Source organism: Streptomyces sp. NPDC021096 (assembly GCF_040641275.1).
GTDB lineage: Bacteria > Actinomycetota > Actinomycetes > Streptomycetales > Streptomycetaceae > Streptomyces.
In genome coordinates this window covers 130947-153226 of sequence record NZ_JBFADG010000006.1, presented here as the reverse complement: position 1 = coordinate 153226, position 22280 = coordinate 130947, and the positions used below count along the sequence as shown (strand labels likewise).

General features: G+C 72.0%; 21 protein-coding genes. 16 read left to right on the top strand and 5 right to left on the bottom strand.

What is annotated here, in order from left to right:
- Positions 1-17 precede the first annotated feature (17 nt).
- On the bottom strand, positions 18-1340 hold the full coding sequence (locus tag AB0G59_RS12290; RefSeq protein ID WP_360910682.1) for a D-arabinono-1,4-lactone oxidase: 1323 nt from the start codon (positions 1338-1340) through the stop codon (positions 18-20).
- Positions 1297-2544 carry an MFS transporter gene (locus tag AB0G59_RS12285; RefSeq protein ID WP_360910680.1) on the bottom strand — a complete coding sequence of 416 codons (1248 nt, stop codon included), beginning with the start codon at positions 2542-2544 and terminating at the stop codon, positions 1297-1299. Before AB0G59_RS12285 ends, AB0G59_RS12290 begins: the two co-directional genes overlap by 44 nt.
- A 143-nt stretch (positions 2545-2687) precedes the next feature.
- On the opposite strand from AB0G59_RS12285, the gene AB0G59_RS12280 reads away from it, so the two are divergent.
- Both AB0G59_RS12280 and AB0G59_RS12275 read left to right on the top strand, forming a co-directional pair.
- Positions 2688-3815: a ferrochelatase gene (locus AB0G59_RS12280; RefSeq protein WP_360910678.1), complete on the top strand. Its 1128-nt coding sequence runs from the start codon at positions 2688-2690 to the stop codon at positions 3813-3815.
- Between the two features lie 14 nt (positions 3816-3829).
- Positions 3830-4630 carry an inositol monophosphatase family protein gene (locus AB0G59_RS12275; RefSeq protein ID WP_360910676.1) on the top strand — a complete coding sequence of 267 codons (801 nt, stop codon included), beginning with the start codon at positions 3830-3832 and terminating at the stop codon, positions 4628-4630.
- A 90-nt stretch (positions 4631-4720) separates the two neighbouring features.
- Here AB0G59_RS12275 and AB0G59_RS12270 read toward each other — a convergent pair whose 3' ends face one another.
- Positions 4721-4888 (bottom strand): hypothetical protein, encoded by a 168-nt coding sequence (locus AB0G59_RS12270; protein WP_177337439.1) that lies wholly within the window; start codon positions 4886-4888, stop codon positions 4721-4723.
- A 299-nt stretch (positions 4889-5187) separates the two neighbouring features.
- Between AB0G59_RS12270 and AB0G59_RS12265 the strand changes: the two genes are divergently transcribed.
- The 4 genes from AB0G59_RS12265 to AB0G59_RS12250 all read left to right on the top strand — a co-directional run bounded on the left by AB0G59_RS12265 (position 5188) and on the right by AB0G59_RS12250 (position 8643).
- A complete protein-coding gene (locus AB0G59_RS12265) occupies positions 5188-5841 on the top strand; it encodes a response regulator transcription factor (protein WP_071961699.1) in 654 nt (217 codons plus the stop codon).
- A 6-nt stretch (positions 5842-5847) separates the two neighbouring features.
- Positions 5848-7134, top strand: coding sequence for a HAMP domain-containing sensor histidine kinase (locus tag AB0G59_RS12260; protein ID WP_360910674.1), 1287 nt, complete (start codon positions 5848-5850; stop codon positions 7132-7134).
- A 406-nt stretch (positions 7135-7540) separates the two neighbouring features.
- Entirely contained in the window at positions 7541-7837 is a 297-nt protein-coding gene (locus AB0G59_RS12255) for a DUF4193 domain-containing protein (protein WP_360910672.1), read from the top strand.
- Positions 7838-7851: 14 nt separating this feature from the next.
- On the top strand, positions 7852-8643 hold the full coding sequence (locus tag AB0G59_RS12250) for a hypothetical protein (protein WP_360910670.1): 792 nt from the start codon (positions 7852-7854) through the stop codon (positions 8641-8643).
- A 1-nt stretch (position 8644) separates the two neighbouring features.
- On the opposite strand, the gene AB0G59_RS12245 is transcribed toward AB0G59_RS12250, so the two are convergent.
- The gene (locus AB0G59_RS12245; protein WP_360910668.1) at positions 8645-9088 is read right to left on the bottom strand and encodes a DUF3093 domain-containing protein; all 444 of its coding nucleotides are present in this window, start codon (positions 9086-9088) and stop codon (positions 8645-8647) included.
- A gap of 59 nt (positions 9089-9147) precedes the next feature.
- On the opposite strand from AB0G59_RS12245, the gene AB0G59_RS12240 reads away from it, so the two are divergent.
- The 8 genes from AB0G59_RS12240 to AB0G59_RS12205 all read left to right on the top strand — a co-directional run bounded on the left by AB0G59_RS12240 (position 9148) and on the right by AB0G59_RS12205 (position 17942).
- Positions 9148-9732 carry a PaaI family thioesterase gene (locus AB0G59_RS12240; RefSeq protein WP_360910666.1) on the top strand — a complete coding sequence of 195 codons (585 nt, stop codon included), beginning with the start codon at positions 9148-9150 and terminating at the stop codon, positions 9730-9732.
- Positions 9733-9757: 25 nt separating this feature from the next.
- On the top strand, positions 9758-10258 hold the full coding sequence (gene dut, locus AB0G59_RS12235) for a dUTP diphosphatase (RefSeq protein ID WP_360910664.1): 501 nt from the start codon (positions 9758-9760) through the stop codon (positions 10256-10258).
- Position 10259: 1 nt separating this feature from the next.
- Positions 10260-11042: a DUF3710 domain-containing protein gene (locus AB0G59_RS12230; protein WP_360910662.1), complete on the top strand. Its 783-nt coding sequence runs from the start codon at positions 10260-10262 to the stop codon at positions 11040-11042.
- Between the two features lie 324 nt (positions 11043-11366).
- The gene (gene kdpF / locus AB0G59_RS12225) at positions 11367-11456 is read left to right on the top strand and encodes a K(+)-transporting ATPase subunit F (protein WP_360910660.1); all 90 of its coding nucleotides are present in this window, start codon (positions 11367-11369) and stop codon (positions 11454-11456) included.
- Positions 11457-11488: 32 nt separating this feature from the next.
- Entirely contained in the window at positions 11489-13180 is a 1692-nt protein-coding gene (gene kdpA / locus AB0G59_RS12220; RefSeq protein ID WP_360910657.1) for a potassium-transporting ATPase subunit KdpA, read from the top strand.
- Complete coding sequence (gene kdpB / locus AB0G59_RS12215; RefSeq protein WP_360910655.1) at positions 13177-15285, top strand: potassium-transporting ATPase subunit KdpB; 2109 nt, start codon at positions 13177-13179, stop codon at positions 15283-15285. The genes kdpA and kdpB overlap by 4 nt, the downstream gene beginning before the upstream one ends.
- 7 nt (positions 15286-15292) lie before the next feature.
- Positions 15293-15940 carry a K(+)-transporting ATPase subunit C gene (gene kdpC, locus AB0G59_RS12210; protein ID WP_360910653.1) on the top strand — a complete coding sequence of 216 codons (648 nt, stop codon included), beginning with the start codon at positions 15293-15295 and terminating at the stop codon, positions 15938-15940.
- Positions 15941-16082: 142 nt separating this feature from the next.
- Positions 16083-17942, top strand: a complete 1860-nt coding sequence (locus AB0G59_RS12205) for an NAD-binding protein (RefSeq protein WP_360910651.1) — start codon at positions 16083-16085, stop codon at positions 17940-17942.
- Between the two features lie 84 nt (positions 17943-18026).
- On the opposite strand, the gene AB0G59_RS12200 is transcribed toward AB0G59_RS12205, so the two are convergent.
- Positions 18027-18566, bottom strand: a complete 540-nt coding sequence (locus AB0G59_RS12200) for a GNAT family N-acetyltransferase (RefSeq protein WP_360910649.1) — start codon at positions 18564-18566, stop codon at positions 18027-18029.
- A 294-nt stretch (positions 18567-18860) separates the two neighbouring features.
- Here AB0G59_RS12200 and AB0G59_RS12195 point away from each other — a divergent pair, with 294 nt between their 5' ends.
- The gene (locus AB0G59_RS12195) at positions 18861-21416 is read left to right on the top strand and encodes a sensor histidine kinase KdpD (protein WP_360910647.1); all 2556 of its coding nucleotides are present in this window, start codon (positions 18861-18863) and stop codon (positions 21414-21416) included.
- Positions 21417-21501: 85 nt separating this feature from the next.
- The gene (locus tag AB0G59_RS12190) at positions 21502-22191 is read left to right on the top strand and encodes a response regulator (protein WP_360910645.1); all 690 of its coding nucleotides are present in this window, start codon (positions 21502-21504) and stop codon (positions 22189-22191) included.
- Positions 22192-22280 lie beyond the last annotated feature (89 nt).

Below are 22280 nucleotides of genomic sequence, written 5' to 3'. Positions count from 1 at the left end.
GCCGGCCGGCGCCGGCCTCACTCGCCGAGGACGCGCCGCAGGTAGTCGTTGCCGAACACGCGGTGCGGGTCCAGCCGGTCCCGCACCGCGAGGAACTCCGCGAAGCGCGGATAGACACCGGCCAGATAGGCCGCGTCGCGGCTGTGCAGCTTCCCCCAGTGCGGCCGGCCGCCGTGGGCCGTCATGATCTGCTCGGCCGCGGTGAAATACGCCCGGTGCGGCGTCCCTCTGTACATGTGTACGGCCAGATAGGCGGTGTCCCGCCCGGAGGCCGTCGAGAGCGGGATGTCGTCCGCCGGAGCCGTCCGCACCTCCACGGGAAAGGCGATCCGCAGCCGCTCGCGCTCGATCACCGCCCGCAGCTCCCGCAGCGCCGCCATCGCCGCCTCGCGCGGCAGCGCGTACTCCATCTCCAGGAAGCGGACCCGGCGCGGGCTGGTGAAGACCTTGTACGGGACGTCGGTGTACGTACGGGCCGACAGGGCGCGGGCGGCGAGGGCGGCGATGCCCGGGACGGCGGCCGGGACGGCCCGGCCCAGCGCACAGGCGGCTCCGAAGACGCCGTTGGACAGGAGCTCGTCCTCCACCCAGGCGCCGATGCGGCCGTTCGGCACGGCGGGGCCGGCGCTGCGGTTGTTGCGCTTGGTGGTGCAGCTTTCGGTATGCGGAAACCAGTAGAACTCGAAGTGCTCGTTCTCGGCGACGAGCTGGTCGAACTCCGCCGTCACCCGGCCGAGCGGCATCGGTTCCTCCCGCGCCCGCAGCAGGAACTGCGGCTCCACCGCGAAGGTGATCGCGGTGATCACGCCCAGCGCGCCGAGGCCGACCCGGGCGGCCGCGAAGACCTCCGGGTTCTCCCGGGCCGAGCACGTCAGCACCGAGCCGTCGGCCGTCACCAGCTCCAGGCCGGTGATCTGGACGGCGATCGAGCCCGAGTCGCGGCCGGTGCCGTGGGTGCCGGTGCTCACGGCTCCGGAGACCGTCTGCTCCATGATGTCGCCCATGTTCGTCAGCGACAGGCCGTGCGCCGACAGGGCCGTGTTGAGGTGCTTGAGCGTGGTGCCCGCCGCGACCGTGACGGTGCCGGCGGCCCGGTCGATCGCATGGATGCCGGTCAGTCGTTCGGGGCGTATCAGCAGCCCGTCCGTGACGGCCGTCGTCGTGAAGGAGTGACCGGTGCCGGCCGCCTTCACCCTCAGGCCGTCCGAGGCGGCCCGGCGGACCGCCTCCGCCAGCTCCCGTGCCGTGGCCGGTGCCACCGACCGCGCGGGCCGGGCGGTGACGTTGCCCGCCCAGTTACGCCACGCGCTGCTCGTTCTTGTCCTTGTCGTTGCGGTCATCTGTGCCGACCCCCACCCGCTCAGGCGCCGGCCGGAGCCGGCGGTACCCGAGGAACGCGCCGGCGGCCGCGAGCCCACCCGCCACGCCGGGCACCGCGTACCCCGCCGCGGCGCCGGCGGCGTCCACCACCCAGCCGGCGGCCGACGAGCCGAGCGCCACTCCGACCGCGAGCCCGGTGCTCGTCCAGGTCATGCCCTCGGTCAGCTTCGCGCGCGGTACGTACTGCTCGACGAGGGCCATCGTCGTGACCATCGTCGGCGCGATGGACAGGCCCGCGACAAAGAGAGCCACGGCCAGGAACGGCAGGTTCCCGACCAGTTGGAGGGGGATCATACTCACGGCCATCGCACACACGCCCAGAACCCAGCGCCGGGCCGGGTCGCCCTTCAGGTGCAGCAGGCCGAAGACCGCCCCCGCCAGGCAGGAGCCCAGCGCGTACACCGCGAGCACCAGGCTCGCCGCGGCCTTGTGGCCCTCCTCCTCGGCGAAGGCCACGGTCACCACCTCGATCGAGCCGAAGAGGGCACCGGTGGCCACGAAGACCCCCACCAGGACCTGCAGCCCCGGCGAACGCAGCGCCGAGCCGCCCGTGTGCTCGGCGCGCGGATGGGGCGTGGGCTCGGTGGCGCGCTGGGCGGTCAGCCAATAGACGCCGGCCGCGAGGAAAAGGGCGGCCAGCAGGGGGCCCGCCTCGGGGAACCACGCCGTCGACAGGCCGATCGACAGGATCGGCCCCACGATGAAGACCACCTCGTCGATGACGGACTCGGCGGAGTACGCGGTGTGCAGCTCGCGCGGGGAGCCCCCGTAGATCGCCGCCCACCGGGCCCGCACCATGGAGCCCACGCTCGGCACGCAGCCCGCCCCCGCCGAGAAGACGAACAGCGTCCAGTCCGGCCACCGCTGCTGCGCGCTCACCAGCAGCCCGGCCACCGCCACGAGTGCGATCGCCGTCGCGGGGCGCAGCACCCGGCGCTGTCCCAGCCGGTCGACCAGCCGGGAGACCTGCGGACCGCAGACGGCCGCGGAGAGCGCCATCGTCGCGGAGAGCGCGCCCGCCAGGCCGTACCGCCCGGTCAGCTGCGAGACCATCGTGACGATGCCGATGCCCATCATCGACAGCGGCAGCCGGCCGAGGAAGCCCGCCGCGGCGAAGCCCTTGCTGCCGGGGGCGGCGAATATCGCGCTGTAGGGACTGGACAAAGACGGCTCCCAGGAGGCTCGGGACGGGGGGACGGGACGAGGGTGCCGTAAGGGATGTAGGTGGCCGATACAGATTACGTCCGGACCTTCGTTCGACGCACTCGCATTTCCCGCTGTCAGCGCCGGGTGGCAGGATCGGAGCCATGTCGGATCAGCCAGCCCACGCCCCCTATGACGCCCTGCTGTTGCTCTCCTTCGGCGGGCCCGAGGGACCGGACGACGTCGTCCCGTTCCTGGAGAATGTGACCCGTGGCCGCGGCATTCCCCGCGAGCGGCTCAAGGAGGTCGGGCAGCACTACTTCCTCTTCGGCGGCGTCAGCCCCATCAACGACCAGAACCGCGCGCTCCTGAGCGCCCTGCGCGAGGACTTCGCCGCCCAGGGCATGGACCTGCCGGTCTACTGGGGCAACCGCAACTGGGCGCCGTACCTGACCGACACCCTGCGCCGGCTCGTCGCCGACGGACACCGCCGCGTCCTCACCCTGGCCACCAGCGCCTACGCCTCCTACTCCGGCTGCCGGCAGTACCGCGAGAACCTCGCGGACGCGCTGGCCGCGCTGGAGGCGGAGGGGCTGCCGCTGCCGCGCGTCGACAAGCTGCGGCACTACTTCAACCACCCCGGGTTCGTGCGGCCCATGGTCGAGGCGACGCTGGCCGCGCTGGAGCGGCTGCCCGAGGAGGCCCGGGCCGGGGCGCACCTCGCCTTCACCACGCACTCCATCCCGACGGCCGCCGCGGACGCCTCCGGCCCCGTCGAGGACCACGGCGACGGCGGGGCGTACGTCGCCGAGCACCTGGAGGTGGCCCGGCTCGTCGCCGACGCGGTGCGCGAGGAGACCGGCGCCGACCGGCCCTGGAGCCTGGTCTACCAGTCGCGCAGCGGCGCCCCGCACATCCCCTGGCTCGAACCCGACATCTGCGACCACCTGGAAGCCGTGCACGGCGAGGGCGCGCCAGGCGTGGTGATGGTGCCGATCGGCTTCGTCTCGGACCACATGGAGGTCAAGTACGACCTCGACACCGAGGCCACGGCCAAGGCCGCCGAGCTCGGCCTGCCCGTGGCCCGGGCCGCCACGGTCGGGGCGGACCCGCGCTTCGCCGCCGCCGTGCGCGAGCTGGTCCTGGAGCGGGCCGCGAGCGAGCGCGGGGAGCTGCCCGAGCGCTGCGCGCTGGGCGCCCTCGGGCCCTCCCACGACCTCTGCCCCGTCGGCTGCTGCCCGGCCCGGGCGCCGCGCCCGGCCGCCGCGGGCGCCGACAGTCCGTACGCGTAAGGAGCACCAGCACCGTGAGCGACACCCTGAAGGCCGAACTCCTGGCCGTGGCCCTCGAGGCCGCGGGCCGCGCCGGCACCCTGCTCAGGAACGGCCGCCCGGCCGACCTGGGCGTGGCCGCCACCAAGACCAGCCCCATCGACGTCGTGACCGAGATGGACATCGCCGCCGAGAAGCTGATCACGGAATTCCTCGCGGAGAGGCGCCCGCAGGACGGGCTGCTGGGCGAGGAGGGCGCGCGGAGCGAGGGCACCAGCGGGATCCGGTGGGTGATCGACCCGCTCGACGGGACGGTCAATTACCTCTACGGCCTGCCGTCCTGGGCCGTGTCCATCGCCGCCGAGATCGACGGCGAGGCGGTCGTCGGCGTCGTCGCGGCGCCGATGCGCGGCGAGACGTACCGGGCGGTGCGCGGCGAGGGCGCCTTCGTCGGCGACCGGCGGCTGCGCTGCCGGCCCGCGCCCGCCTTCGAGCAGGCCCTGCTCGGCACCGGCTTCGGCTATCTGACCGACAGGCGGGCCGCGCAGGCCGAGGTGCTGCGGTCGCTGCTGCCCGAGGTGCGGGACATCCGGCGCGGCGGCTCCGCCGCGATCGACCTGTGCGACGTGGCCTGCAGCCGGCTGGACGCCTACTACGAGCGGGGGCTCAACCCCTGGGACTTCGCGGCCGGCACGCTGATCGCCCGCGAGGCGGGGGCGATGACGGGCGGGCGCCCGGGCGAGCCGGCCTCCGGCGAGCTCACGGTCGCGGCCCCCGCCGGGCTCTTCGAGCCGCTGCAGGAGCGGCTGGAGGCACTGGGGGCCTGGCACGACTAGCCGGGAGAGGGAATTCGGCGGACGCCGGGCGGCTGGGTGGGCAGCCGTCCGGCGTCCGGGTGTGGGGCGGGGCCCCGGTTCGTGGGGGGATCAGGCGGCGCTGATCGGTACGCCGTGTTCGGCGGCCAGGCGGTGGAGATCCTCCAGCTCCGCCTGTTCGACGTCGGCGAGGTAGTCGTCGCCCGTCCGGCGGGCGTGGTCGAGGTCGGACCGGGTGCTCTCTATGCGCTGCAGGATGCCTGCTGTGAACGCGTCCATGGTGCTGCGCCCCCTCGTCGTGGATAGGCGGCACGGGGGTGTGCCACGGCGAAAACGATCACGTGCGTGGGTATCCGCGTACGCGGATGCGTACGGAGAAGCGTGATCGCGGGTGTGCAGACGTCTTCCCCACCCTTCTCCGGGCGGAAACCTGCGATCACCGAGCAATCCGGAATCCCTTCCCATCCTGGCCGCCGGACACCCCTTACGGCCGGTTTATCGACATCCGAGGCAGGATGGAGTGACCCACCGGGGTCATCGAAGCTGCCCACAAGGGCTCAAAAGGAAGGACCAGCGCCGTGCGCGTACTCGTCGTCGAGGACGAGCAGCTGCTCGCAGACGCCGTAGCCACCGGACTGCGCCGGGAGGCCATGGCCGTCGACGTCGTGTACGACGGGGCCGCCGCCCTGGAGCGCATCGCCGTCAACGACTACGACGTCATCGTGCTCGACCGTGACCTGCCGGTCGTCCACGGCGACGACGTCTGCCGCAAGGTCGTCGAGCTGGGCATCCCCACCCGCGTGCTGATGCTGACCGCCTCCGGCGACGTCAGCGACCGCGTGGAGGGCCTGGAGCTCGGGGCCGACGACTACCTCCCCAAGCCGTTCGCGTTCACCGAGCTGACCGCGCGCGTACGGGCCCTGGGCCGGCGCACGACCGTCGCCCTGCCGCCCGTCCTGGAGCGGGCCGGCATCAAGCTGGACCCCAACCGCCGAGAGGTGTTCCGCGACGGGCGCGAGGTGCAGCTGGCGCCCAAGGAGTTCGCGGTGCTGGAGGTGCTGATGCGCAGCGAGGGCGCCGTGGTCTCCGCGGAGCAGCTGCTGGAGAAGGCCTGGGACGAGAACACCGACCCCTTCACCAACGTCGTCCGCGTCACCGTGATGACGCTGCGCCGCAAGCTCGGGGAGCCCCCTGTGATCGTCACCGTTCCCGGCTCCGGATACCGGATCTGACCCGCGATGGCACCCTCCCCCGCCACCCCCGCGCCCCCCACGCCCCCGCAGTCCGGGTCCCGGCAGGACGCCACCCCGCCGAAGCCCACCTGGGACCCCCGCCAGCCGGTCGTACGCCCGTTCCCGTGGCTGCGCCCGACCATCCGCATACGGCTCACCCTGCTCTACGGCGGGATGTTCCTGATGGCCGGCGTCCTGCTGCTGACGATCATCTACCTGCTGGCGGCCCACGCGCTGAGCGTCGGCAGCGAGCCCCTGATCAAGCTGGTCAACGGCAGCCAGGTCCAGGTGACCCGCAACACCTGCCCCGAGCTGAAGAGCCCCGGCCTCACCGCCGAGCAGGCCAACGGCATCCTCGAGGCCTGCATGCGCGACCAGCGCGCCGAGGCCCTGGGGTCCCTGCTGCGCCGCTCGCTGCTGGCGCTGCTCGGGCTCGCCGTGATCGCGTTCGCCTTCGGCTACGCCATGGCGGGCCGGGTCCTCTCGCCTCTGGGCAAGATCACCCGCACCGCCCGCCGCGTCGCCGGCACGGACCTGACCCGGCGCATCGAACTGGGCGGGCCGGACGACGAATTGAAGGAGCTCTCGGACACCTTCGACGAGATGCTCGACCGGCTGGAGCGGGCCTTCACCGCGCAGCAGCGCTTCGTGGCCAACGCCTCGCACGAGCTGCGCACCCCGCTCGCGATCAACCGGACGCTGCTGGAGGTCCATCTCTCGGACCCCGGGGTCTCCCCGGAGCTCCAGCAGCTGGGCAAGACCCTGCTGGCCACCAACGAGCGCAGCGAGCAGCTCGTGGAGGGCCTGCTGCTGCTGGCGCGCAGCGACAACGAGATCGTGGACCGCAAGCCCGTGGACCTCGCCGAGGTGGCCTCCCAGGCCCTGGACCAGGCCCGTGCGGAGGCCCAGGGCAAGGGCGTGGAGCTGCGCGGCACCCGCCAGCCCGCGGTCGTCCAGGGCAACGGCGTGCTGCTGGAGCGCATCGCGCTGAACCTGGTGCAGAACGCCGTGCGCTACAACACTCCGGACGGCTGGGTGGAGGTGACGACCCAGGCACAGCCGGGACAGGCGGTGCTGGTGGTGGAGAACACCGGCCCGGTCGTCCCCGCCTACGAGCTGGACAACATCTTCGAGCCGTTCCGCCGCCTGCGTACGGAGCGTACGGGCAGCGACAAGGGCGTGGGCCTGGGCCTGTCCATCGTGCGCTCGGTGGCCCGCGCGCACGGCGGACGGATCACCGCGGAGCCCCGTGAAGGGGGTGGCCTGGTCATGCGGGTGGTCCTGCCGACCTGAGCCGGTCCGGGAGTCTGCGAGAATGGGTCGGCCACTGGTTCGCTTTGGGCGGAATTTTCCCGTTCCGACCGACGCTGTGGCCGTGTGTGTTCAGTCACATACGCAGACTTCCGGCCATCTACTCTCCGTGACCGAAAGAGCTTCGGGAACGCCTGAAAAATGGGGGTTTCCGGGGGTCCTGATCACGGGAAGTACACGAGATGGTGCGGCCGCACCCGGCTTTCCGGCCGTGTACGGTCCCGATCGCCACCCATCCCGATCACCTCTTCAGGTGTGCGGTTGGGTGTCGATTGAGTAACAGACCTTGATGTGAGGCAAAATCTCCGCCTCGGGTCGGGCACAAGTCCGGCCTCTCACGCGTTACGTGCGCTGGAGACACCGCAGACACCCAGAGGGGGAGAGCGACATGGCAACGGACTACGACACCCCACGCAAGACCGATGATGATGTCAACGAGGACAGCATCGAAGAACTGAAGGCCCGGCGGAACGACAAGTCGACCTCGTCGGTAGACGTCGACGACTTCGAGGCCGCTGAGGGCATGGAGCTGCCCGGCGCGGACCTCTCCAACGAGGAGCTGGCCGTCCGGGTCCTGCCCAAGCAGGCCGACGAGTTCACCTGCATGAGCTGCTTCCTCGTGCACCACCGCAGCCAGCTGGCCGGAGAGAAGAACGGTCAGCCGGTCTGCCGCGACTGCGAGTGAGGCGAGGGTCTGCCATGGCAGGCTCGACCCCGTTCCGGAAGCGGCGTTCCCGGCAGCCCGACCTGACCACCGGGCCTGCCGAGGGCGCACCTGGCGGCTCCGCCGGGGCCGACGTCGACCCGAGCATCGAGCGAGGCCGTAAGGCCTCGCTCGCGGCCGTGGTCGGCTACGGCGCGCAGAAGGTGAGGATGAGCGGCCGGGGCGCGCGGGCGGGCCTGACCGCCGTCGCCGACCGGATCATCGCGAACGCCCCGCGCATCCCGGTGCGCGATCTCGCGACCCTGCGCGTCCAGTTCCCCGGCCTCGGCCCGGAGGAGCTGGCCGACAAGCTGGTGGCCGGTGCCGTCTACGGCACGTCCACCGTGGGCGCCGGCATCGGCGCGGCGGCGATGCTGCCCGTGCCGCCCGCCATGCCCGCCGAGCTGGCGGCGGAGGTCATCGGCGTCGCCGCCGTGGAGTTCAAACTGATCGCCGAGCTGCACGAGGTCTACGGCGTCCCCGCGCCCGGGTCCGTGCGCCAGCGGGCCACCGCCTACCTCGGCGCCTGGGCCGACGAGCGGGGCATCGACGTCACGTCCCCCCTGACGGTCAACGCCGCCCTCGGCGGCCAGCTCAGGCGTGAGCTGCGGCAGCAGGTCCTCAAGCGCACGTTCCGCAGTCTGCCCAACGTCGCGCCCTTCATGATCGGCGCGGCCGTCGGCGCGGCGATGAACCGCCGCGACACCAAGCGGCTCGCCGCGAAGGTCCGCAAGGACCTGCGCAAGCACCAGGTGCCCTGGGACGAGTCGGGCCTGGGTCTCGCCTAGGTCAGGCGCGTACGGCCGTCAGAGCGGCCGCCAGGCGCTCGGGGGAGCGCGTGGAGAGGTAGAGGTAGGGGGTCGGGTCCGCCGGGTCCGTGACCTCGATGCGCAGCGCCGTGGGCACGTACCCGCGCAGCAGCATGAACGCGCGGGTATCGGCCTTGTGGGTGCGCCAGGCGCGGGCCTCCTCGGCGTCCAGGACCTCGGGCACCCCCAGCGCGGCCACGGGGATCCTCGCGTCCCCCGCCACGAGCGAGTCGCCCACCACCCGGATCCGCACCGCACCGTACGAACTGACCGCGACCGCCGCGAGCACCCCGCCGCCGGCCAGGCCGCCGAGCATCGGCAGCGTGCCCAGGGGCAGCAGGATCAGCGCCATGGCGATACCGGCGAGAACCGCGATGAACCACCAGGAACGGGGCGCGGTCAGGCGTTCTTCGTAAGGCTGCATACGCACAAGCTTGGCACGGACAGGACCGGGTGCCGTCGGCGCGGGTAAGGTCAGCCCCTGTGAGTGGACGAACGACAGCGCTGACACCGCCGGCCGACGCCGGGCCCCCGGTGCGGCACCCCGAAGCGCCCGCGCCCGGCGAGATCATCGGGTCGCACTACGAGTACTGCTTCGGCTGCGGCGGCGGCGTGCCGCACGGGCTGCACCTGCAGACGCGGGCCGGCGAGGGCGTGAGCGTCACCGCCGAGTTCCAGGTCAAGGAGGCCCACCAGGGCGCCCCCGGCCTGGCGCACGGAGGCGTGCTGGCCACGGCCCTGGACGAGACGCTGGGCGGGCTGGGCTGGCTCCTGCGGGTGATCGCGGTGACCGGCCGGCTGGAGACGGACTTCCTGCGTCCGGTGCCGGTGGGCACGGTGCTGCACCTGACCGCGGAGGCCGTCGCGGTGCACGGTCGCAAGATCTACTGCACGGCCACGGGACGGATCGGCGGCCCGGGCGGGCCCGTCGCCGTCCACGCGGAGGCCGTCTTCATCGAGGTCAAGGTCGAGCACTTCATCGAGAACGGCCGCAAGGAAGAGATCCAGGCGGTACTCGCCGACCCCGACCAGGTCAGGGTCGCCCGTGCCTTCGAGGTGAACCCGTGAGCGCAGCAACGAGCAGGAGTACGCAGTGAGCCGTCAGCCCGTCGACGTCCTGATCCGCCGGGTCGACCCCGAGGTGGCCATTCCCTCGTACGGGCACCCCGGTGACGCGGGCTGCGACCTGGTCACGACCGAGGCCGCCGAGCTGGCGCCCGGTGAGCGGATGGTGCTGCCGACCGGCATCTCGATCGCCCTGCCCGACGGGTACGCGGCGTTCGTGCACCCCCGCTCCGGCCTCGCCGCCCGCTGCGGAGTGTCCATGGTCAACGCCCCGGGCACCATCGATGCCGGGTACCGTGGAGAGATCAAGGTGATTGTGGTCAATCTGGACCCGCGCGAAAGCGTTCGGTTCGAGAGGTTCGACCGCATCGCACAGTTGGTTGTACAGCAGGTCGAGAAGGTTCGCTTCCACGAGGTGGCGGAGCTTCCCGGCTCGGCGCGGGCCGAAGGGGGCTTCGGGTCCACCGGTGGCCACGCTGCCGTGGGGAATGGATTCGCTTCGGTCGCCTGCGACCGGGAAGGACAGTGACGTGTTCGGTCGTCGCCGCAAGCGCAGCGAGGACGTTGTCGATCATGATCGTATCGATGACGTGACCTCCGATGAGTTGGTCGAGGACGCCCTCGCCAACGAGGACGCACATGCCTCCGCGGCCGAGAGCAGGATCCGGCTGGAGCCGGAGCCGCGCCCCGACGGGCCGTGGGACATCTCCGAGGTCATGGAGCCCGGCGACGGCCGGGTGGACCTCGGCGGGCTGTACGTCCCCGGTGTCGAGGGCATGGAGCTGCGGGTCGAGGTCGCCGGGGACGCGATCGTCGCCGCGACCGTGGTGCTGCGCGACAGCGCCGTGCAGCTGCAGGCGTTCGCCGCACCCAAGCGCGAGGGCATCTGGGTCGAGGTCCGTGAGGAGATCGCCGGCGGCATCACCCAGCAGGGCGGTGTCGTGGACGAGGTCGAGGGCCCGCTCGGCTGGGAGCTGCGGGCCCAGGTGCCCGTGGCGCTGCCGGACGGCACCCAGGGCGTGCAGCTGGTGCGCTTCGTCGGCTGTGACGGTCCGCGCTGGTTCCTGCGCGGTGTCATCTCCGGCCAGGGCGCGGTGCAGCCGCAGACCGCCGGGCTGCTGGAGCAGATCTTCCGCGACACGGTCGTCGTGCGCGGTGAGTCCCCGATGGCTCCGCGCGACCCGATCGTGCTGAAGCTGCCGGAGGACGCCCAGATGGTCGCCGAGGGCCTGCAGCAGGAGGAGCAGGGCTCGCGCTTCGCCGGTGGCGTGGACCGCCTCCAGCGTGGTCCGGAGATCACCGAGGTGCGCTGAGCCAGGTCTGCCGCACGGCGCCGGATCAGGCCGCCGCGCGGCCGGAAGAGGCCGTTTCGCTGGGCCGGAACCCGAAGTACGGGTTCCGGCCCAGCGGCGTTTTCGCAGGTCCGGGCGGCACGCGTATGGATCTCGTCAAGGGCGCGCTAATGGCCGTAAGGGAGGCGTCAACGGACTTCGAACCGATCGGTATTCGCTGTTTCCTCTAGAGGTCCGTTCATCCGAACCTCTCTAGGAGCACACGATGGCCGATGTGGCCTTCGTCGTCACCACGATCGCGGTCTTCGCGCTGGTGGCTCTCGTCGCCAAGGGGGTGACGAAGCTGTGACCGTCGAGAACATCGTCGGCCTGCTCGTTGCCGTCGCCCTCCTGGGCTACCTGATCCTCGCCCTTGTCTTCCCGGAGAGGTTCTGACTGTGCCTATAGCTGCTACCGCAGCGGGCGACATGAGCCCCGTTCTTTCCGGAGTCCTCCAGCTCACCGCGGTCGTCGCGGCGCTGGCGCTGGTCTACCGCCCGCTGGGCGACTACATGGCCGGCGTCTACAGCTCCGACAAGCACCTGCGCGCCGAGAAGTGGATCTACCGCCTCATCGGCGCCGACCCCGGCGCCGGGATGCGCTGGCCCGCCTATCTGCGCGGCGTCCTCGCCTTCTCCGCCGTCTCGCTCCTCTTCCTCTACCTGCTGCAGCGGATCCAGGGCGTCCTGCCCGACTCCCTGTCGCTGGGCTTCACGGCGATCAGCCCCGACCAGGCGTTCAACACCGCCGCGTCGTTCGTCGCCAACACCAACTGGCAGTCGTACTCCGGCGAGCAGGCCATGGGCCACGCCGTGCAGACGCTCGGCCTCGCCGTGCAGAACTTCGTCTCGGCCGCCGTGGGCATGGCCGTCGCCATCGCGCTCGTCCGGGGCTTCGCCCGCTCGCGCACCGGCGACCTGGGCAACTTCTGGGCGGACCTGGTGCGCGGCACCGTCCGCATCCTGATCCCGATCTCCGTCATCGGCGCGCTCGTCCTGGTCGCCTGCGGCGCCATCCAGAACTTCGCCGGCATCCACGAGATCGGGCAGCTCACGGGCGGCACCCAGCAGGTCAACGGCGGCGCCGTGGCCTCGCAGGAGGTCATCAAGGAGCTCGGCACCAACGGCGGCGGCTACTTCAACGCCAACTCCGCCCACCCGTTCGAGAACCCCAACGCCTTCACCAACCTCTTCGAGATCTTCCTGATCCTCGTCATCCCCTTCTCGCTGACCCGCACGTTCGGCAGGCTCGTCGGCAACGTCAAGCAGGGCTACGCGATCCTGGCCACCATGGGCCTGATCTGGCTCGCGTTCACCGCGCTGATGATGTGGACCGAGTACGCCCACCACGGCGCGGCGCTCGAGGCGGCCGGCGGGGCGATGGAGGGCAAGGAACAGCGCTTCGGCGTCGGGGCGTCCGCGATCTTCGCGACCACGACGACGCTGACCTCCACCGGCGCGGTGGACTCCTTCCACTCCTCCTTCACCGGCCTCGGCGGCGGCATCACCCTGCTCGGCATGATGCTGGGCGAGATCGCGCCCGGCGGCGTCGGCTCCGGCCTCTACGGCATGCTCGTCATGGCGATCATCGCCGTCTTCATCGCGGGCCTGATGGTCGGCCGTACGCCCGAGTACCTCGGCAAGAAGATCGGCACCCGCGAGATCAAGCTCGCCGCGTGCTACATCCTCATTACCCCGACCCTGGTCCTGGGCTTCACCGCGCTGTCCATGGCGCTGTCCTCGCCGCCGGAGTCGATCCTCAACACCGCGGGCAACTCCGTGGACAGCAGCGGGGCGCACGGCTTCTCCGAGGTGCTCTACGCGTTCACCTCCGGCGCCAACAACAACGGCTCCGCCTTCGCCGGCCTCAACGCCAACACCCCCTGGTACAACACCACCATCGGGCTCGCCATGCTCCTCGGCCGCTTCCTGCCGATGGTCTTCGTCCTGGCGCTGGCCGGCTCGCTCGCCGAGCAGAAGCCCGTGCCCGAGACCGCGGGCACCCTGCGCACGGAGAAGCCGCTCTTCGCGGGGCTGCTCGTCGGCGCGATCCTCATCATCACCGGCTTGACCTACTTCCCGGCCCTGGCCCTTGGCCCGATGGCGGAGGGACTTTCATGAGCACCACCACCCCCGTACGTACCGCCCCCGACGAGCCCCAGGACGAGCGTCCGCACGGCTCCGAGGAGTCCGGCCGCGTCTCCGGTGGCCTCTTCGACCCGGCGCAGCTGCTGAAGTCGCTGCCCGACGCGTTCCGCAAGCTCGATCCCCGGGTGATGGTCAAGGCCCCGGTGATGTTCGTGGTCCTGGTCGGCTCGGTGGCCACCACCGTGCTGGCGCTGAAGGACCCGGGCGACTGGTTCGGCTGGGCGATCACGGTCTGGCTCTGGCTGACCGTCCTGTTCGCCAACCTCGCCGAGGCCGTCGCCGAGGGCCGCGGCAAGGCCCAGGCCGACACGCTGCGCAAGGCCAAGACCGACACGGTGGCGCGCCGTCTGAACGGTGACACCGAGGAGTCGGTGGCCGGCACCAAGCTGCGCGTGGGCGACCTCGTCGTGTGCGAGGCCGGCGACATCATCCCGGGCGACGGCGACGTCGTCGAGGGCGTGGCCTCCGTCGACGAGTCCGCGATCACGGGCGAATCGGCCCCGGTCATCCGCGAGTCGGGCGGTGACCGCTCGGCGGTCACCGGCGGCACCAAGGTCCTCTCCGACCGCATCGTCATCAAGATCACGACGAAGCCGGGCGAGACCTTCATCGACCGCATGATCAACCTCGTCGAGGGCGCCGCCCGGCAGAAGACGCCGAACGAGATAGCCCTCAACATCCTGCTGGCCTCGCTCACCATCGTCTTCCTGCTGGCCGTCGTCACCCTCCAGCCCTTCGCGATCTACGCGAAGGCGGAGCAGACGATGATCGTGCTCGCGGCCCTGCTGGTCTGCCTCATCCCGACGACCATCGGCGCGCTGCTCTCCGCGATCGGCATCGCGGGCATGGACCGTCTCGTCCAGCGCAACGTCCTGGCGATGTCCGGGCGCGCGGTGGAGGCCGCGGGCGACGTCTCGACGCTGCTGCTCGACAAGACCGGCACCATCACCTACGGCAACCGCCAGGCGGCGGAGTTCGTGCCCGTCAAGGGCGTCACGGCCGCCGAGGTCGCGGACGCCGCCCAGCTCTCGTCGCTCGCCGACGAGACGCCCGAGGGCCGCTCGATCGTCGTCCTCGCCACGGGCAAGTACGGCCTGGCGGAGCGTCACCAGAGCGAGCTGGTGGGCGCCGAGTGGGTGCCCTTCACGGCCCAGACCCGTATGTCGGGTGTGGACGTGGACGGCAAGAAGGTCCGCAAGGGCGCGACCGGTTCGGTCATCGCCTGGGTGGAGGAGCGCGGCGGCCGCGTCGCCGAGGACGCCCGGACGCTGACCGACGAGATCTCCCAGGCAGGCGGCACGCCGCTGCTCGTAGCCCGGGAGGACGAGAAGGGCGCGCGCGTCCTGGGGGTCATCCACCTCAAGGACGTCGTCAAGGAGGGCATGCGGGAGCGGTTCGAGGAGCTGCGCCGCATGGGCATCAAGACCGTCATGATCACGGGTGACAACCCGCTGACGGCCGCCGCCATCGCGGAGGAGGCCGGCGTCGACGACTTCCTCGCCGAGGCCACCCCCGAGGACAAGATGGCCCTCATCAAGCGGGAGCAGGCCGGCGGCAAGCTCGTCGCGATGACGGGCGACGGTACGAACGACGCCCCCGCGCTCGCCCAGGCGGACGTCGGCGTGGCCATGAACACCGGTACCTCGGCCGCCAAGGAGGCCGGGAACATGGTGGACCTGGACTCCGACCCCACCAAGCTCATCGAGATCGTCGAGATCGGCAAGCAGCTGCTCATCACGCGCGGCGCGCTGACCACCTTCTCGATCGCCAACGACGTGGCGAAGTACTTCGCCATCATCCCGGCGATGTTCGCGGTGGCCTATCCGGGCCTGGACAAGCTCAACATCATGAGCCTGACGTCCCCGCAGTCGGCGATCCTGTCGGCCGTCATCTTCAACGCGCTGATCATCGTGGCCCTGGTGCCGCTCGCCCTCAAGGGCGTGCGCTACCGCCCGATGAGCGCGGACGCCATGCTCCGCCGCAACCTCCTGATCTACGGACTGGGCGGCCTCGTCTCCCCGTTCATCGGCATCAAGATCATCGACATGCTCATCTCCCTCATCCCTGGCATCGGGTGACGTCACCATGAACAACTCCGTACACAGCACGGTCCGCCTGCTGGGCGCCGGGCTCCGCGCCCTGCTCGTCCTCACGGTGGTCTGCGGGGTGATCTACCCGCTGGTCGTCACCGGCATCGCCCAGGCGGCCTTCCACGACAAGGCCAACGGCTCGGAGATCAGGGCGGGCGGCAGGTCCGTCGGCTCCGAGCGGCTCGGCCAGAGCTACGACCTGGAGGGGAAGGACAAGGACGGCAACCCGCTGCCCGACCCGAAGTACTTCCAGCCGCGCGCCTCGGCCGCCGGCGCCAACACCGAGAACACGCGGTACAAGCTGCTGGTCTCCGGCGCCTCCAACCTCTCCGCCGACAGCAAGGTGCTGCTGGAGAACGTCGGCAAGCGCCGCGCGGACGTGGCCGCCTTCAACGGCGTCTCCCCGTCCTCGGTCCCGGTGGACGCCCTGACGGCCTCCGCCTCGGGCGTCGACCCGGACATCTCGCCGGAGTACGCCCGCCTGCAGGCCGGGCGGGTGGCGAAGGCGAACGGCCTGCCGCAGGACACGGTGGCCAAGCTGGTCGAGCAGCACGTCGACGGCCGCGTCCTGGGCTTCATGGGCGAGGAGCGCGTCAACGTCCTCAAGCTGAACGTCGCGCTGAAGAAGCTCGCCAAGGGCTGACCGTGCGCGGTCCGGCGCCGGTGGGACGGGCATATGCCCGTCCCACCGGCGTTTTCGCGTGCCGGACGGAGCCCGGAGGGGGCACTCTGGGGGCGTGGTCACCTTGCCTCAGCAACCTCATCCCCCGTCACCCGCCGCACATATGGTCCTATTCGGCGACGACGGGCTCGTGCACCGGCTCGCGGCGGAGCTCTCCGGCGTGTACGGGGAGCAGGTCACGCTCGTCGTGCCGCCGGCGCGCGACGGCCGCCGCCGCCCGGCCGCCGCGACGGGCCGGGCCGCCGCGCTGCTCGGGCGGGTGACGGGCGCCGTCGGACGCGGGGCGAACGGCGGTGGGGTGAACGGCGGCGGGGCCCACGGCGGGGGACCTAACGGAACGCCTGCCGCCGGATCGGTGCGCGTCCTGGAAGCGGCCGAGCCCGACGACGCGGCCCTGGCCGAGGCGGGCATCGAGCGGGCCGCGGCGCTGGCCCTCGTCTACGACGACGACGAGACCAACATCCACGCCGCCCTGCGCGCCCGCCGCCTCAACCCGCGCCTGCGGCTGGTCATCCGCCTCTACAACCGCCGGCTCGGCCAGTACCTCGAGGAACTCCTCGACCAGGCCGCCCTGGTGGGCGACGCCGACGCGAGCACCACCGTCCTCTCCGACGCCGACACCGCCGCCCCGGCGCTGGTGGCCGCGGCCGTCGCCGGCACCAGCAAGGTCATCGAGGCCGGCGGGCTGCTGTTACGGGCGGCCGAGCGCCCCGCGCCGGGACCCGGCGGGAGCACCGCGCCCGCCGGCTGCACCCTCGCGCTGCTCTCCGACGGCGACGGGCCCGACCTGCTGCCCGGCGAGCAGGAGGCACGGCAGGCCGTGACGCGGGGCCGGATCGTGCTGGAGACCGTGCGGTACCCGGGAGCGGTGCGTCCCTCCACGTCCCGGCTGGCCGCCGCCCGCAGCCTGCCGCTGGGGTCCTTCTTCTCGCGGCGGCTGCGCTGGGCGCTGGCGGGGCTGGCGGCCGCCGTGCTGGGGCTGGCGGTGGCCTCGTGGCTGGTGGTCGAGGAGAGCAGCGCGCAGCACGCGGTGTACCTGTCCCTGCTGGACCTCTTCGCCATCAACGACCCGGCCAAGGAGGAGTCGTTGGGCCGCAAGGTCCTCCAACTCCTCTCCGGCCTCGTGGGGCTGTTGCTGCTGCCGCTGCTGCTGGCCGCCGCGCTGGAGGGGCTGGGGACCTTCCGGTCCGCCTCCGCGCTGCGCCGCCCGCCGCGCGGCCTGTCCGGGCACGTGGTGCTGCTGGGGCTGGGCAAGGTCGGGGCGCGGGTGCTGACGCGGCTGCGCGAACTGGGCATTCCCGTGGTGTGCGTGGAGCGCGACCCGCAGGCTCGCGGCATCGCCCTGGCCCGTTCGCTGCGCGTGCCGACCGTCATCGGCGATGTGACGGAGGAGGGCGTGCTCGAGGCCGCGAAGATCGGCGACAGCCGCACCCTGCTGGCCCTCACCAGCAGCGACACCACGAATCTGGAGGCCGCCCTGTACGCGCGGGCCGTCAAGCCGGACGTCCGGGTGGTCATGCGGCTGTACGAGGACCGGTTTGCCCGCGCCGTCTACCGCACCCTGCGCGACTCCCACCCCCAGGCGCTGACCCGCAGCCGAAGCGTTTCCTCACTGGCCGCCCCCGCCTTCGCCGGTGCCATGGTGGGCCGCACGATCCTGGGCGCGATCCCGGTGGAGCGCAGGGTGCTGCTGATCGCCGCCCTGGAGGCCGAGGGCCATCCGGAGCTGGAGGGCCGTACGGCGACGGAGGCGTCCGTGCCGGGGGAGTGGCGGGTGCTGGCGCTGGAACCGTACGGCGACGGCCGTCGCGCCGACGGGGCCGAGCCGCGGCCCGTGCCGGTGTGGGACCTGCCCGCCGGGTACGTCCTGGGCGCCGGGGACCGCGTGGTGGTGGCCGCGACGCGCCAGGGGCTCGCGGACCTGCTGGGCCGGCGGTCCCGGCCGCGCACGGACGCACGGTAGGCGGCCGCACGCCTCAGCCTCCGTGCCGGGAACGGCCGTTGGGCCGGCCTCGACTCGGGGGCGGCGCGCGTGACCGGCCCGCGCTCACCACACGTCGCCCGGACGCCAGTCGCAGGTGATCTCGGCGTCCAGGTCGAGCCGCACGCCCGCCACGGGCATCACGTAGACGCAGCCGTCCTCCTCCGGCGTGCGCTCGATCCCCGTCGGGGCGAGCACCGCCGACGGGCCGCGCCACAGCTGCCAGCCGCGGCCCCGGTACAGCGGCACCGCCTCGTCGGAGGCGCCGAGCGCGCCCAGCTCGTAGCCGCCGTGGCGCAGGACGTGCTCCAGTGCCGCCATGACCGCCGAGCCGTGGCCCTGGCGGCGGCGGTCGGCGCGTACGGCCACGGCCTCCACGTAACCGGTGCGCAGCGCGCGTCCGTCGTGCAGCATGCGGCGCTGGACGAGCGAGCCGTGGGCGATCACGTCGTCGCCGTCCACGACGATCGCGTGGACGCCGCCCATCGTGTGGTCCCAGTCCTCGTCCGAGAAGTCGCCGTCGAACGCGTCGTCCAGGAGGGCGCGGACGGCGGCCAGCTCGGCCCCGGTGAGCTCAAAGGTGTGGGCCGTGCGCACTGCGGTCATGGTGGCGTCCTCGCGTCAGGGCGGTGTCAGGAAAACGGGCCGCGTCATTGTGCCCGCGACGCCGGGCGGCTTGCATGGCAATTTCGGCGCGGGCCCCCGGGGAGGGGCCGGTCACCGGCCGCAGCGCCGGTTACGGCCGCAGGCGTCAGAGCTGCGTCAATACCTGACGCCTGACCGCTCCTCGCCCGTTATGTCCAGATCCTTGGCCGTAAGGTCGACCTACGCGGCGGTGCTGCACCTCAGGACGGAGAACCGGCCCGAACACCGTCGCGACTCGTGAAAGACAATGGGGCCATGGGACGCGGCAACCTTCGGATCTATCTCGGCGCGGCGCCGGGCGTCGGCAAGACGTACTCCATGCTCTCCGAGGCCCACCGACGGGTGGAGCGCGGCACCGACGTGGTCGTGGGATTCGTGGAGCACCACGGCCGCCCGCGCACCGAGGTCATGCTGCACGGCCTGGAGCAGGTGCCCCGACAGGAGATCGCCTACCGGGACTCCACTTTCACCGAGATGGACGTGGACGCGGTCCTGGCCCGCCGGCCGCGCGTCGCCATCGTGGACGAACTGGCCCACACCAACGTCCCCGGCTCCCGCAACACCAAGCGCTGGCAGGACGTCGAGGAACTGCTGCAGGCGGGCATCGACGTCATCTCGACCGTCAACATCCAGCACCTGGAGTCCCTGGGTGACGTCGTCGAGTCGATAACCGGCGTACGGCAGCGCGAGACCGTGCCCGACGAGGTCGTGCGCCGCGCGGACCAGATCGAACTGGTCGACATGTCGCCACAGGCGCTGCGCCGCCGCATGGCGCACGGCAACATCTACAAGTCCGACAAGGTCGACGCCGCCCTCTCCAACTACTTCCGGCCCGGCAACCTGACCGCCCTGCGCGAGCTGGCCCTGCTGTGGACCGCCGACCGCGTCGACGAGTACCTGCGGCAGTACCGCACCGAGCACAGCGTCTCGACCATCTGGCACGCCCGCGAGCGCATCGTCGTCGGCCTCACCGGCGGCCCCGAGGGCCGCACGCTCATCCGGCGGGCCGCACGCATGGCCGCCAAGGGCTCCGGCAGCGAGATCCTCGCCGTCTACATCGCCCGCAGCGACGGCCTGACCTCCGCCTCGCCCAAGGAGCTGGCCGTCCAGCGCACCCTGGTGGAGGACCTGGGCGGTACGTTCCACCACGTCATAGGTGACGACGTGCCCGCCTCGCTGCTGGAGTTCGCCCGTGGCGTCAACGCCAGCCAGATCGTGCTCGGCTCCAGCCGGCGCAAGACCTGGCAGTACATCTTCGGGCCGGGCGTGGGCGCCACCGTCGCCCGCGACTCCGGCCCTGACCTCGACGTGCACATCGTCACGCACGAGGAGGTCGCCAAGGGCCGCGGACTGCCCGTGGCCCGCGGCGCCCGGCTCGGCCGGGGCCGGATCGTGGCCGGCTGGGCGGTCGGCGTGCTCGTCCCCGTGCTGCTGAGCCTGCTGCTGACGCGGGTCGTCCCGCCGCTCGGGCTGGCCAACGACATGCTGATCTTCCTGTGCACGACGATCGTGGCGGCCCTGCTCGGCGGCGTGTGGCCCGCCCTGGCGTCGGCGGCCCTCGGCTCGCTCCTGCTGAACTACTTCTTCGTCGAGCCCGTCCACCAATGGACGATCACCGACACCAAGAACATCATCGCCATCGCGATATTCGTCTTCGTCGCGATCTCCGTGGCCTCCGTCGTCGACGTCGCGGCCCGCCGCACCCACCAGGCCGCCCGGCTGCGGGCGGAGTCGGAGATCCTCTCCTTCCTCGCGGGCAGCATCCTGCGCGGCGAGACCAGCCTGGACGCCCTGCTGGAGCGGGTCCGCGAGACCTTCGGCATGGAGTCCGTGGCCCTGTTGGAGCGCGCCAGCGACGTCGACCCGTGGACCTGCGCCAGCAGTGTCGTGACCAGCACGGGCAAGCCGCTGCTGCGCCCCGAGGACGCCGACGTCGACATGCCGGTCGGCGACAACATGGCGCTCGCCCTCTCCGGCCGGGTGCTGCCCGCCGAGGACCGCCGCGTGCTGGCGGCCTTCGCCGCGCAGGCCGCGGTCGTCCTGGACCGCCAGCGGCTCGTCGGCGAGGCCGAGCAGGCCCGCGAGCTCGCCGAGGGCAACCGCATCCGCACCGCCCTGCTGGCCGCCGTCAGCCACGACCTGCGCACCCCGCTGGCCGGCATCAAGGCCTCCGTGACGTCCCTGCGCTCCGACGACGTCGCCTGGTCCGAGGAGGACGAGGCCGAGCTGCTGGCCGGCATCGAGGACGGCGCCGACCGGCTCGACCACCTGGTCGGCAACCTCCTGGACATGTCCCGCCTGCAGACCGGCACCGTCACCCCGCTGATCAGGGAGATCGACCTCGACGAGGTGGTCCCGATGGCGCTGGGCGGGGTCCCCGAGGGCAGCGTGACCCTCGACATCCCCGAGACGCTGCCGATGGTGGCCGTCGACCCGGGCCTGCTCGAGCGCGGCGTCGCGAACATCGTCGAGAACGCCGTCAAGTACAACCCCGCCGGCGCCGCGCCCGTCCTCGTGGCCGCCAGCGCCCTCGGCGACCGCGTCGAGGTACGGGTGGCCGACCGGGGGCCCGGCGTCCCCGACAGCGCCAAGGACCGCATCTTCGAGCCCTTCCAGCGGTACGGCGACGCGCCGCGCGGCGCCGGGGTCGGGCTCGGCCTCGCGGTGGCGCGGGGCTTCGCCGAGGCCATGGGCGGCACGCTGGCCGCCGAGGACACCCCGGGCGGCGGCATGACCATGGTCCTCACGCTCCGGGCCGCCGCCGGCCGCCCGCCCGTGCGGGCGGACCTGCCGGCCCAGGTCACGACGTGAGACCTGCCGCCGCCGCACAGACCCCATCGGACCAGGACCCCGGGCCCCGTCGCGGGGCCCGAACGAACAGCAGAGGTGGTTCAGCATGAACCGGGTGCTCGTGGTGGATGACGAGCCGCAGATCGTCCGCGCTCTCGTGATCAACCTCAAGGCGCGGAAGTACGAGGTCGATGCCGCGCCCGACGGCGCCACCGCCCTCCAGCTCGCCGCCGCGCGCCACCCCGACGTGGTCATCCTCGACCTCGGCCTGCCCGACATGGACGGCGTCGAGGTCATCAAGGGCCTGCGCGGCTGGACCCGGGTGCCGATCCTGGTCCTCTCCGCCCGGCAGACCTCCGACGAGAAGGTCGAGGCGCTCGACGCGGGCGCCGACGACTACGTGACCAAGCCCTTCGGCATGGACGAGCTGCTGGCGAGACTCAGGGCCGCCGTGCGCCGCGCAGAGCCCACGGGGCCGTCCGCCGGGAGCGACGACGCGATCGTCGAGACCGAGGTCTTCACGGTCGACCTCGCGGCGAAGAAGGTCAACCGGGGCGGCAAGGACGTACGCCTGACGCCGACGGAGTGGCACCTGCTGGAGGTGCTCGTACGCAATACGGGCCGTCTCGTCAGCCAGAAGCAGCTGCTGCAGGAGGTCTGGGGGCCGTCCTACGGGACGGAGACGAACTACCTGCGGGTCTACATGGCCCAGCTGCGGCGCAAGCTGGAGCTGGATCCCTCGCATCCGAAGCACTTCATCACGGAGCCGGGGATGGGGTACCGGTTCGAGGTGTGACGGGCCTGGCCCGGGGCGTCCGGAGCGCCTGGTTCCGCCCGGTTTTCGCAGTGTGAGCGCTGATCCGGGCGGCCCCGGCCCCCGGTACG